Genomic DNA, 11392 nt, shown 5'->3' with positions numbered 1-11392 from the left:
ATTCACTTTTCCGATTTAACTGTAAAGCCATCCGTCTCCGGATGGCTTGCTTGTCATACATTACGGTTTCCGTTTATACGTCCATATTCGTTCGTCATTTGAGTTTTCCGGGAATCGGTCGCCTTTTGCCAATTTGATTTGCTTTGGATTCACCACATTGCTTCCAGTATCCCCTACTTCTACATAAATTCCGTTATTCGGCGCTTTTTCTCCGGGATGAAATTGCCTTTTTTGTCCCAACGCATGCCCCTCCGCATAAACGACGTTGTTTTTTGACGCATATTTGCGCCTGTACATAGAATTTGCCTCCCGCTATTATCTATACACGGTTATTTCCGTCATCCATTCCAACCATTATCATTACTCTGTTGTTTCTAATAAAAAACACATGCGAGAAAATGAATATAAAAGGTGCCCGACATTTAGATAGAAGGAGCAAATATTTTTGCCAGAACGGCAATAATGGATTTGTCGGATGGTTCATTTACAGAATAACCACCTGCGCACCAATGCGCAGGTGGTTATTCTTACTCATCAGTTCCACTTCTATAAACGATTTTCTTTGGAACTATACACAGATTTATTGATTAATCAGGAATTCCTAATGCGATTTTAGCGTAGCGAGACATTCGATCTTTTGTCCACGGTGGATTCCAAACGATATTCACATCGACATCCTTAATTTCAGGAATATCGCTCAACGCATATTTCACTTGATCCACAATGGTGGAAGCAAGCGGACATCCCATTGCCGTCAAAGTCATCGTGATCGTTGCTTTTCCTTCTTCGTCCATATCTATACCATAAACTAGGCCAAGATTCACAATATCAATGCCGATTTCCGGATCGATGACCTGTTCAAGTGCACCGAGAATATTCTCTTTTAAAGCCTCATCCACTTCCCTCACTCCTTTTTCGTTATTTAACACTATTTTAATCATAACCTACGGTAGTAATCAAATCACACATTCTGATTACAGTTTTTCGGAAAACCATTCCACTGTTTTTAATACTCCGGAACGAGACACTTTATGGCCGCTTTGTTCGTCCAGCATAAAAAAGAGGTCTTCGGGATGATTTTCATATTGATCCCGGTTGGACAAATAAAAATCATAGGCATTTTGAAAAGGAACGATCGGATCATTTTTTCCGTGCCAAAACATCAAAGGACGCCCTTTTAGTTTTTCCGGCTGCTGGCTTAAATCGTAGGTCCGCAGCCTATTAAAGGTTTTTTCCAGTTCCTTTTCCGTAAAAGGAATATGGTATCCACGCTTTTGAATTTCGCTGATTTGCCGGCGGGCATAATCCTCATACACCGGGGACCCCATCAAACTGACAGCCGCCTTAATCCAAGAATATTGCGTTAAAGCTCCTAAAGTCACAATTCCTCCCATAGATGTGCCGGCAACGCCGATCCGGCCCTCATCTATCCTTTGTTCATAATGATTTTTAATCGCTTCTATTTCTTGGATGGTGTTTACCACAATGTCCCAAAATCGATACGTTAGCTCCCTTTCCGATATGGATTCTTCCCGCTCTCCATGAAAAGAGGCTTCCGGCAAAACAACCCGATATCCTTTTTCGCTTAGATAATAAGCGTAATGAAGATTATGTTCTTTTGCACTTTGAAAACCATGGATGAATATGATGAACGGTATTTTTTGATCCAACAATGATTGTTTCACTACATGCAAGACCGGAATATTGTTCACATATTCTTTTTGAACGATCATCATTTTGACGAATCCTCCCTTCCCTTTCTTTATGTATCATAATCGATAGTCCAAAAATTTCCTATACTTTTTTCATTTTTCTTATTTCTTCGTTCGTCATGTTGAATCAATTTTATGAATAGATTAAAAACAACCTAATCTGACAGAGTGGTGGGTAAAAAAAGGGACTTTTGCAAATGATTCATGACATAAAATGCGATTCCTCAGGCCGATCGATGATGACCAAAAAAACATTCTCGCACCCATGAACGAACGATGCAGGAGCTGGAAAGGCAGGGAGAAAGTACGTGTGTGGAGCACTAGATGATGAGGAACAATGTAAAAGAGCGAATTTTCGTTCATCAATAAAAAGGGGTGGATCGAATGGGCAAACGGAATAAATCAAAACGATTTATCCATGACGGGAAAAACTCCGTTCAACAACATGCGTTGAAAATTCCCTACCATATGACATATGCCGAAGCAGAAGCCGCAAAAATGAACAGTTCCCGAAATGACATAGAAGAAATTTAGCTACTATATCATCACGAACTTTCAGCTGAACTAAAAAACGTCAAGGAAATACAATACTTGTCTAACGAAATACACCCTTTCTTAATACCAGCCTTCAAGCCGCGCAAGGGGCCCGTCATTCATACAGGACGGAGCCTGCTTGAGCGGCTCATATCACAGTCCTGCTTGAACGGGCCCAGACTCTTCCTCATCCAATTTTATGGAAAAGATTTGCTGCTGCTTATAATGCGAACGGCGATCCATCTAGATTCCACTGTCTGGAATTCAGCTTGATGTTTTAGTCTTTTCGAAAAAAGCCGACCACTTCCGCTGTTTCCACAATATTGGTAAAAGCCTTGGGGTCGACACTTTGAATGATTTTTTTCAAATCGTACAATTCATAGCGTGTGATCACGATCATCATCATTTGTTTCTCTTTATTGGAAAAAGCCCCTCTCGCCGGAACAACCGTTATTCCTCTGACCAGTTTTCTGTAAATCGCTTGTTTCATTTCTTCCGGCTTGTCCGTGACAATCATGGCTGTCAATTTTGCGTATCGAGTATGGATCGCATCAATGACTCGGGTGGAAACGTATAAAGAAACAATCGTATAGAGCGCTTTTTCCCATCCAAATACGTATCCCGCAGTCAAAACAATGGCCCCATTCATCAGAAAAAAATAAGTGCCAACCGGCTTATCTTTCATGCGGGAAAGGACCATCGCGATAATATCAAGACCTCCAGTGGAAGCCCCGTATTTAAGTGTCAAACCGATTCCGACAGCCGCTATCACGCCTCCAAAAACGGCATTCAGTAAAATATCATGGGACAACGCTTTAACCGGGAGAAACTGAAGAAAAAAAGACATCAACACCACAGAGAGAAAGCTGTAACAGGTGAAAGTTTTCCCGACTTTTTTCCAACCCAAAATAGCCACCGGAATATTTAAGATCAATAAAAAGATACCTGTCGAAATGTGAATCTTCGTAAATTCCTGCAATAGATTGGACAATAATTGCGCAATACCGGTAAAACCGCTAGAATATACGTTTGCTGGAATTAAAAAAAAATTCATTGCCAGTGCGTTTAAAAAAGCTCCGAATACGACAATTACGATTTTTTTTGCCTCATTCCCTATTTTGATGGTATCCATTTTGTTTCCTCCTGATTGATCTAGCCTGATGTACTTATTCACCTTATGCTCTTTCCATAAGCATTGTCAAGGGGCAAAAGAATAGATACACTAAGGTTAATAACTTTTGATTGGTAGGTGATTATATATGGCAATTCGTTTATTTACCGACAGCGGCAGTGATCTTCCGCTTTCTTTTTTTCAGGAGCATTCCGTTACGTTAATACCGTTGATCGTTCAATTAGATAACAAGGCATATGAAGATATCCTTTCAATTGATCCCAAAACCATTCATGATGCGATTCGGAATGGAGCATCTCCCAGTACCTCACAGCCTTCTCCCGAGGTTTTTATGAAGCATTTTACAGAGCTGGCTGAAAGCGGAGATTCAGGGATTTATATTGCTTTTTCCTCCGAATTATCCGGTACCTATCAAACGGCGGTCATGATCCGGGATCAAGTGAAAGAAACTTACCCATCCCTTGATCTCACCATTATTGACTCTAAATGTGCGTCTCTCGGCCAAGGGCTGGCAGTGATCGAAGCCGCTAAAATGTTAGAAAGCGGCGCCTCAAAAGAATCCATTGTCGAAGAGATCACCTTCCGCTGCCGGCATATGGAGCATCTTTTTACGGTAGAAGATTTAGATTTTCTGGCAAGAGGCGGAAGATTATCCCGGGCCTCCGCTTTCTTAGGTGGTCTCCTAAATATCAAGCCGCTTCTGCATGTGGAGGACGGAAAATTAGTGCCGATCGAAAAAATCCGAGGCCGAAAAAAACTGTTTAAGCGGATGCTTGATTTAATGGAAGAGCGCGGAGCGGATCTTTCATCCCAAATGATTGGAATCAGTCACGGCGACGACGAACAAACCGCGCTCGAAGTAAAACAAATGATCGAAGAGCGCTTTGGATGCCGACATTTTTTCATTCACTCAACCGGAGGGGCCATCGGTTCCCACGCCGGTCCTGGTACTTTGGCTATTTTCTTTTTGAATGAACTTAGAAAAAGCGACTTTTAATATGCACTTAAATTACAGCAGCACAAAAGATTGAACATATTCCATTCTCCGTTCCTGTTACACATATTATCAACTTTTTGGGTGATACTATCCCTGAAAATGTGAAGGAAGGAGAAAAATCATGCCAAGAACATCCGACAATGACAAAAAAGCAAGAGATCGGCAAGCATCTCGTGAAGAAAAGAACATTTTAGAAGAGAAAAACCGAGAAGCAGGGAAAAACCAATACTCGAAAAAAACCGATCATTTATGATCGACCTTTCTCTTATTATGTCTTTACACACCGTCGTGATTGCTAAAAAGGGGCCGCATCCAGCGTTTTTCTCACCTGGATGTGACCCCTTTATTGATTGTGATTTTGCAATTTGTTTACTATAATGGAAGAAATCGTTTATAGTCGGAGGTTGTTTCATGGCAAAAGAGAATTCGTTTGACATTGTATCAAAAGTGGATTTTTCGGAAGTTACAAACGCAATCAACATTGCACTAAAAGAAATCCAAAACCGCTATGATTTTAAAGGAAGCAAAAGCGATATTTCGCTTGAAAAAGATGAGCTGGTACTAGTCTCAGATGACGAGTTTAAACTCAATCAATTAAAAGACGTTCTTTTAAGCAAATTAATTAAACGAGGCGTACCCATTAAAAATATCGATTATGGCAAAATCGAAGGAGCTTCCGGTGGTACGGTACGCCAACGGGCAAAATTGATACAAGGGATCGATAAAGAAAACGCCAAAAAAATAAACACAATTGTAAAAAATTCAGGTCTAAAAGTAAAATCACAAATTCAAGAAGATCAAATCCGTATCACGGGTAAAAACAAAGATGACCTGCAAAAAATCATCGCTGCCATCCGTGAAGCGGATCTTCCGATCGATGTCCAATTTGTCAACTTCCGGTGAAGGCGAAACATCCATCATCACGTTTTCAGCATATGCCGGTTATAAGAATCAGATTATTTATTCCCAATCGTTTGATTGGGAATTTTTTAGTTCTGATCCTATTCTTTTGTGCAAATTTTTTTCATCCCCACAGATATATTTTGTCGAGCCGATTACACAGGTTTGATGCCGATAAAGACGAACTGTTTTAACTTGTTATATGAACAATAAATTTTTGTAGAAATCAAAATGAAAAAGATCTCGGATAAAGTCCCATTAATGTGGCAGTTGCTTACAATCGAGAGAAAGAATTATAAATGTTGATATGGTTTTGCCTTAATTCGATATTTTTTTAGCTTCCTGACAACATTGGATTGGCTGATTCCTAAGAATTCCGCCATTTCGTATGTTGTTTTACATTGCTTAACGGCACGTCTTAGCCACAAAATTTCTACTTCTTCCATTGCTTCTCGTAAAGTTTTCCCTTTCATGTTTTTCAATAATAAAGAATCTGTTTTCTGTGTACGATCCATTTGAATGTCCGAGGGTAGATTGTCTGGATGGATGATATTGGTTTCCGAAGTAATTACAAGGCGTTCCATCATATTTTGAAGTTCCCGCACATTTCCCGGCCAGTGGTAATGAATAAGCTTATCAATCGTTGCAGGATGAAGAGATTTTCTCATACGATACTTTTCATTGAATTTTTGCAAGTAGTAATAGGCCAGCATTGCAATATCCTCTTTCCGTTCCCTTAAAGGAGGTATGGTGATCGAGATGACACTTAATCTGTAAAAAAGATCTTGTCGAAACGAGCCATGTTTTATCATTTCCGATAAATTTTGATTGGTTGAAGTAATTAAACGGAAATCGACTTTTTTCGGTCTTACTCCTCCAATTCGAATGACTTCTTTATCTTGAATCACTTTTAACAATTTTGACTGCATAGATAAAGGAATTTCACCGATTTCATCAAGAAATAATGTCCCTTGATCAGCTAGTTCGATTAACCCCGTCTTGCCCTTTTTACTGGCTCCTGTAAAAGAACCAGGTTCATATCCAAACATCTCAGACTCAAATAAAGATTCGGGAATCGCACTGCAGTTTACATCGATAAAAGCTTCATTTACTCTTTCACTCGCTTGATGAAGTGCACGAGCAAAGTGAGTTTTTCCAACACCGGATTCACCTAAAAAGACAACCGAAGCATCTGTTTTGGCAACACGCTTAATGAGCTGCCAGATTTGCTGGATGGTTTTGCTTTTCAGAATAGTATTGCCTTCGATTTGTTCATTGTCTCGAAGTTCTTGAATTTCCGTTTCATATCTTTCAATCTTTTTTTGTAATTGTTTAAATTCCTCTTTTAACGTCTTTCCGAAAGAAGTCTCCCATCCTCTAGGAATGTGAAGGTGCGAATAGCACCAATGAGTAGGTGGGAGATGAATTTCGGTTGGCTTTAGCCAAAGTTATTTTTCCAATCCCTTTCTCAACAATTCTAAGATTGCGGCTGTTCTAGTTGGAATCCCATTTTCTTTTTGATATTGCTCCAATTTTTCTAATATCGTCTTAGGCATACGAATTTCTACACGTTCTTTCTCTTCTCTCATGATTATCACCTCATATTGATTGTACGGATTTTTTACGGTATAATCAATATATACGAAATTTTTCCGCACAAAGTGAGGTGAATTGATATGGCCAAGCAAAACAAAGCTTTCAAGTTTCGTTTGTTACCAAACAAAGAACAATCCGCATTATTAGCTAAGACATTTGGTTGTGTTCGCTTTGTCTACAATAAGATGTTAGCTGAACGCAAAGAAACGTATGAAAAGTTCAAGGATGATAAAGAATTGCTTAAAAAGCAAAAGTTTCCGACCCCTGCAAAATATAAAAGTGAATTTCCATTCCTAAAAGAAGTGGATTCTTTAGCTTTGGCAAATGCACAAATGAACTTACAGACTGCTTATAAGAATTTCTTTGAAGGAAATGCGGATTTTCCAAAGTTCAAAAATCGTAAAGCAAAACAATCCTATACAACTAATATGGTCAACGGAAATATTAAGCTAGAAAATGGTCATATCAAACTGCCAAAAATCAAAAAGCCAATAAAAATGAAACAGCATAGAGAGATACCTGCTGATTATAAAATCAAATCTTGCACTATTTCTAAAACAAAGACAGGCAAATACTACATTTCAATTTTGACAGAATATGAGAAAGATATTCGTCCAGTTAAAATACAGAAAGTTGTTGGTTTGGATTTTGCTATGGATGGTCTATATGTCGAGAGTGAACAGGGTAAGAAAGCCAATTACCCACGTTACTATCGGCAAGCCTTAGATAAATTAGCAAAAGCACAACGAATTCTTTCTCGAAGAAAGAAAGGTTCTGCAAGATGGGAAAAACAACACCTGAAAGTGGCTAAGCTACATGAAAAGACAGCGAATCAGCGCAGAAACTTTCTTCATCATAAGTCAAAAGAATTAGCAACAAACTATGACGCTGTGATTATTGAGGACTTAGACATGAAAGGCATGTCTCAAGCCCTCAACTTTGGAAAAAGCGTTCATGATAACGGCTGGGGGATGTTCACTACTTTCTTAGCGTATAAGCTAAAAGAACAGGGGAAACAACTTGTGAAAATTGATAAGTGGTTTCCCTCCACTAAGAAGTGTTCATGTTGCGGCAAGGAAAAAGAAATGCCATTATCTGAACGTGTATATAAATGTTCTTGCGGCTTTGTATTAGATCGCGATCACAATTCAGCAATCAATATCAAAAATGAGGGATTACGCTTATTAGCATAAAGAATAATAACTTTCGGAACGAGAGGGTTAGCTCGGTCAATTTTCTGTCATTAGACGGGATTACCCGAGAAGCCCCCACTTCAATCAAACCGTAAGGTTGATAAGTGGAGGGTAGTTCACTTGTTCGATTTCCGTTAAATCATGTGAAAAGCTGATTACCCGAATAATTTCATTCGATCGATCAAAAATGGGAAGACCGATAGCCATAACAGAACGCCCGGTTTTTGTATTTTGCATGACACGCACTTCTTTCCTCTCGTTTAAAACTTTTATCGTAACGGAAGGAGAAAAAATATGATCTTCTTCAAGCTGATAAACAGACTTTCCAATTAAATCATCAGTGCTGCTTCCATAAATGGCGTAGCTATTGGGGCTGGCGCGCAGCACAACGCCATTTCCGTCTGTAATCACAATATTATCTTTTGATTTTTTTACAATCGCATCCAGTTCAAGCTCAAGTATTTCGGACTGCATATCCATTAGTCAATCTCACCTTTTCAAAACATTTCAATAAATATTGTTAATATTATATAAAATCAGAATATAACGATCAATTTTCAAATAAGAAAAAGAATTTGACTCGCGAGTTGGGGTGAGGGGCAGGCAAAAGTAAAGAGTAAATTTAAACTGATGAGATGTCTCAATTGATTGATTATGAAATAATACCCCCTTTTCTAGATCCAAAATGCCGGAAAACACCATTCTTTAGACAAATTTAGGGATTAGAGGGATTTCAAATCCCGCCAACGGAATACCTCCTTTATTTTTGAACACTTATATCTTTTTGATCGGATGTTGATATATACATTTGTTTGGACAAAGCCATTAATACACCATAAATACCACCCGAAATAAAGAAAGTCAGCACGGTTGCCCCGATGGCAAGAGAATTTACATATGTGAAATAGTAGGCAAAAACAGCGGCTAAAATATAAGTAACATAAGCCATAATATTAATACCCTTTTGATATTCATAAGTTTTTCGCTTATTGGTTACGATTTCGATTGGATCATAATGACCTTTTTTAACAATGAAGAAATCAACTAACACGATCGCAAACGCTGGGATGAAAAGTGTGGCAATTAAAAGAATAAAATTATAAAAATTTGTCATTAGCGCTTCTTTTAAAAGCGCACCGAGCGTGCAAAGGACCCCAATCCCGACTGCTGCCTTCCAGAAATTCATTTTTGAGTACACATTAATAAAAGACATGGTCGCACTGTATAAGGCCATCACATTAGTGGAAAGAACGGAAAAGAAAACAACAATCGCCGCAACGAGTCCGAATCCATACCGGGAGAGAAGGACAGTCGGATCATAGGTTTGTTCCATTCCGTTTAGAATGCTAAATCCGCTGACAATGGCCCCTAATCCAAATGCAATCAACGAAGCTAAAATATAACCTGTTAAAGTGCCAATTATACCCGTCTTATCATTCTTGCAATAACGGTTGAAGTCACAAACCGATGACATCCATGAAAAAGCGGTGGCAATGACAATATCGAAAGCAATGATGGGCGTAATAGCAGGGTTTTCATTAAGCTTAATGTTAACAAGGGAAGCAACATCATAAGTCGTGAATAATTTATAGAAGACGGCAACAGAAAGGATAAGTATGGCGGTAGATACGATGTTTTCAATTTTTTCCACACCACGATGCCCGAAAATGGTAATGATGACAACCAATATTTCCGTTAAAATGACAAAAAGATTTATATTGCTATATCCAAATGTATAATGAATGGCATAGTTCAAGCTTAAGCCGGCCATGTAAGCTTGAATCCAGCTCCAGCCAATTAAGATCAGTGTATTGAGCAATGTGGGCAAAATAAAACCTTTCTGGCCAAATGCAGCCCTAGTAATCACCATGGTAGGCAAACCGGTCCGGGTTCCAATCATCCCCGTCAATGCTAGCGGAATGGCCCCGATAACAGAACCAAGAATTATAGCCAGCATTGCATCTTTGATTGAAATGTCAGGAATAAACATCATTCCTGTCATAATAGTTGTGATCACAAAATTTGCTGCTAACCAAAGGGCAAAGGTAGCAAATAGACCCATCTTCTGTTCATTTCGATTTAAAGGAAAAATGCTATCATTTCCAAATGGATTCGAAACTTTTTTCATTTTTATAGCCCCCTATTTTTAGAATTTTCAAAATTTATAAATTGGATTGTATCCTCCCCATCCCATTTGGTTCAATTAGCTAAGGAGGATATATTTTGTCGAAAAATTGTTTTGAAAAGAATTGGATTTATTTCAAATCGTTATTATTTAGGTAATGGAAAATCAAGTTCAACAATTGTAGTTATTGCTGTTGATTTAAAACTTCGGCTTTTTGCTGAAGCTCACGACGCTTTTTCAGGGCCGTCAGCGTAATCATTTCATAAATAACAGAAGAAGCAAGCACGGCAGTAATTTCATTCGCATCATAGGTTGGCAGCACTTCGACAAGGTCAAATCCAACAAGATTTAAGCCATCGAGCCCCCGAACATATTCCAATGCCTCGAAACTAGTCGGTCCGCCTACTTCCGGAGTGCCAGTACCTGGTGCATATGCCGGATCGACAAAGTCAATGTCGTAAGAAACAAATACAGGCCAGTTTCCCACTCGTTCATGGATCCTTTTCATCACTTGATCGAATCCGATTTTCCGGACTTCTTTCATCGGAACCACTTCAAATCCTAATTCTCTGGCGTCTTCATAATCCTGCGCACTGTAAAGAGGACCCCGCAGTCCGATTTGAATGGAATGCCTTGGATCAATCAACCCTTCTTCAACTGCTCTTCTAAATGGCGTCCCATGCATATACCTCTCGCCGTAATAGTCATTCCATGTATCACTATGAGAATCGAAATGAACTAATGAAACCGCTCCATATTTTTTGTGAAAGGCTCTAAGATTTCCAAGTGAAATAGAATGGTCTCCGCCGATAATAATCGGGACAATCCCTTTATCAAGTATTGGTGTTAATTCAGCAACGATATTGTCGTAAGTACGATGAATATTTCCAGGAATGACATCTATATCTCCATAATCCACACCTGAACAATAGTCAAACACATTAATATCCATATCCGGATTATACGGACGCAACAACACAGAAAAATTCCGAATATGCTGAGGGGCGTAACGCTGCCCTGTACGATTAGATGCGGCTGTATCAAACGGTACACCCACAACAACAAAATCGACATGATCCGTCGTTTTGATTTGTTCTAAACGCATAAATGTTCGAATCCCGCAAAAACGCGGAGATTTAGACGAATCTTTCGGCTGATAATTTGTCACAAATATTCCCCCTTTAAGGTAAAAAATCTTACATA

13 protein-coding genes and 1 pseudogene are annotated in these 11392 nt (G+C 39.0%); 5 read left to right on the top strand and 9 right to left on the bottom strand.

What is annotated here, in order from left to right; all coding sequences use genetic code 11:
* Positions 1-60 precede the first annotated feature (60 nt).
* The 3 genes from N1I87_RS04575 to N1I87_RS04565 form a co-directional block, all read right to left on the bottom strand.
* Entirely contained in the window at positions 61-240 is a 180-nt protein-coding gene (locus tag N1I87_RS04575) for a YjzC family protein (protein WP_040341183.1), read from the bottom strand.
* A gap of 347 nt (positions 241-587) precedes the next feature.
* On the bottom strand, positions 588-899 hold the full coding sequence (locus N1I87_RS04570; protein WP_003353704.1) for a metal-sulfur cluster assembly factor: 312 nt from the start codon (positions 897-899) through the stop codon (positions 588-590).
* Positions 900-974: 75 nt separating this feature from the next.
* Complete coding sequence (locus N1I87_RS04565) at positions 975-1736, bottom strand: alpha/beta fold hydrolase (protein ID WP_003353705.1); 762 nt, start codon at positions 1734-1736, stop codon at positions 975-977.
* Positions 1737-2096: 360 nt separating this feature from the next.
* Between N1I87_RS04565 and N1I87_RS04560 the strand changes: the two genes are divergently transcribed.
* Complete coding sequence (locus tag N1I87_RS04560) at positions 2097-2246, top strand: hypothetical protein (RefSeq protein WP_169799155.1); 150 nt, start codon at positions 2097-2099, stop codon at positions 2244-2246.
* Between the two features lie 277 nt (positions 2247-2523).
* On the opposite strand, the gene N1I87_RS04555 is transcribed toward N1I87_RS04560, so the two are convergent.
* A complete protein-coding gene (locus N1I87_RS04555; protein WP_341100818.1) occupies positions 2524-3378 on the bottom strand; it encodes a YitT family protein in 855 nt (284 codons plus the stop codon).
* Between the two features lie 127 nt (positions 3379-3505).
* Here N1I87_RS04555 and N1I87_RS04550 point away from each other — a divergent pair, with 127 nt between their 5' ends.
* The 3 genes from N1I87_RS04550 to N1I87_RS04540 all read left to right on the top strand — a co-directional run bounded on the left by N1I87_RS04550 (position 3506) and on the right by N1I87_RS04540 (position 5278).
* Positions 3506-4375, top strand: a complete 870-nt coding sequence (locus N1I87_RS04550) for a DegV family protein (RefSeq protein ID WP_341100816.1) — start codon at positions 3506-3508, stop codon at positions 4373-4375.
* 121 nt (positions 4376-4496) lie between these two features.
* The gene (locus tag N1I87_RS04545) at positions 4497-4628 is read left to right on the top strand and encodes a DUF3941 domain-containing protein (protein ID WP_003353709.1); all 132 of its coding nucleotides are present in this window, start codon (positions 4497-4499) and stop codon (positions 4626-4628) included.
* Positions 4629-4786: 158 nt separating this feature from the next.
* Positions 4787-5278, top strand: coding sequence for a YajQ family cyclic di-GMP-binding protein (locus tag N1I87_RS04540; RefSeq protein ID WP_003353710.1), 492 nt, complete (start codon positions 4787-4789; stop codon positions 5276-5278).
* Between the two features lie 290 nt (positions 5279-5568).
* Here the strand turns inward: N1I87_RS04540 and N1I87_RS04535 are convergent.
* Together N1I87_RS04535 and N1I87_RS04530 are read right to left on the bottom strand one after the other, a co-directional pair.
* Positions 5569-6624, bottom strand: a pseudogene (locus N1I87_RS04535) (sigma-54 interaction domain-containing protein); the annotation flags it as partial.
* Positions 6625-6723: 99 nt separating this feature from the next.
* Positions 6724-6864 carry a ribbon-helix-helix protein, CopG family gene (locus N1I87_RS04530; RefSeq protein WP_003352379.1) on the bottom strand — a complete coding sequence of 47 codons (141 nt, stop codon included), beginning with the start codon at positions 6862-6864 and terminating at the stop codon, positions 6724-6726.
* A gap of 87 nt (positions 6865-6951) precedes the next feature.
* Here N1I87_RS04530 and N1I87_RS04525 point away from each other — a divergent pair, with 87 nt between their 5' ends.
* Positions 6952-8064 carry an RNA-guided endonuclease TnpB family protein gene (locus N1I87_RS04525; RefSeq protein WP_003353982.1) on the top strand — a complete coding sequence of 371 codons (1113 nt, stop codon included), beginning with the start codon at positions 6952-6954 and terminating at the stop codon, positions 8062-8064.
* A gap of 84 nt (positions 8065-8148) precedes the next feature.
* Here N1I87_RS04525 and N1I87_RS04520 read toward each other — a convergent pair whose 3' ends face one another.
* The 3 genes from N1I87_RS04520 to speB all read right to left on the bottom strand — a co-directional run bounded on the left by N1I87_RS04520 (position 8149) and on the right by speB (position 11357).
* Positions 8149-8544: a PAS domain-containing protein gene (locus N1I87_RS04520; RefSeq protein WP_341100815.1), complete on the bottom strand. Its 396-nt coding sequence runs from the start codon at positions 8542-8544 to the stop codon at positions 8149-8151.
* Positions 8545-8824: 280 nt separating this feature from the next.
* Entirely contained in the window at positions 8825-10192 is a 1368-nt protein-coding gene (locus N1I87_RS04515; protein ID WP_341100814.1) for a purine-cytosine permease family protein, read from the bottom strand.
* Positions 10193-10373: 181 nt separating this feature from the next.
* Positions 10374-11357 carry an agmatinase gene (speB, locus tag N1I87_RS04510; protein ID WP_341100812.1) on the bottom strand — a complete coding sequence of 328 codons (984 nt, stop codon included), beginning with the start codon at positions 11355-11357 and terminating at the stop codon, positions 10374-10376.
* Positions 11358-11392 lie beyond the last annotated feature (35 nt).

Origin of the sequence: Bacillus sp. FSL W8-0102 (assembly GCF_038007225.1) — a bacterium.
Classification (GTDB): domain Bacteria; phylum Bacillota; class Bacilli; order Bacillales; family DSM-4216; genus Bacillus_O; species Bacillus_O smithii.
Note: the sequence above shows the minus strand (reverse complement) of the source record. Positions and strands in the feature narration are given on the sequence as shown.

What these genes read in the sequence shown, in the direction of transcription:
- N1I87_RS04565 (WP_003353705.1), bottom strand. Translation starts at nt 1,736, where the DNA reads ATGATGATCGTTCAAAAAGAATATGTGAACAATATTCCGGTCTTGCAT.
- N1I87_RS04560 (WP_169799155.1), top strand. Translation starts at nt 2,097, where the DNA reads ATGGGCAAACGGAATAAATCAAAACGATTTATCCATGACGGGAAAAAC.
- N1I87_RS04555 (WP_341100818.1), bottom strand. Translation starts at nt 3,378, where the DNA reads ATGGATACCATCAAAATAGGGAATGAGGCAAAAAAAATCGTAATTGTC.
- N1I87_RS04550 (WP_341100816.1), top strand. Translation starts at nt 3,506, where the DNA reads ATGGCAATTCGTTTATTTACCGACAGCGGCAGTGATCTTCCGCTTTCT.
- N1I87_RS04545 (WP_003353709.1), top strand. Translation starts at nt 4,497, where the DNA reads ATGCCAAGAACATCCGACAATGACAAAAAAGCAAGAGATCGGCAAGCA.
- N1I87_RS04540 (WP_003353710.1), top strand. Translation starts at nt 4,787, where the DNA reads ATGGCAAAAGAGAATTCGTTTGACATTGTATCAAAAGTGGATTTTTCG.
- N1I87_RS04530 (WP_003352379.1), bottom strand. Translation starts at nt 6,864, where the DNA reads ATGAGAGAAGAGAAAGAACGTGTAGAAATTCGTATGCCTAAGACGATA.
- N1I87_RS04525 (WP_003353982.1), top strand. Translation starts at nt 6,952, where the DNA reads ATGGCCAAGCAAAACAAAGCTTTCAAGTTTCGTTTGTTACCAAACAAA.
- N1I87_RS04520 (WP_341100815.1), bottom strand. Translation starts at nt 8,544, where the DNA reads ATGGATATGCAGTCCGAAATACTTGAGCTTGAACTGGATGCGATTGTA.
- N1I87_RS04515 (WP_341100814.1), bottom strand. Translation starts at nt 10,192, where the DNA reads ATGAAAAAAGTTTCGAATCCATTTGGAAATGATAGCATTTTTCCTTTA.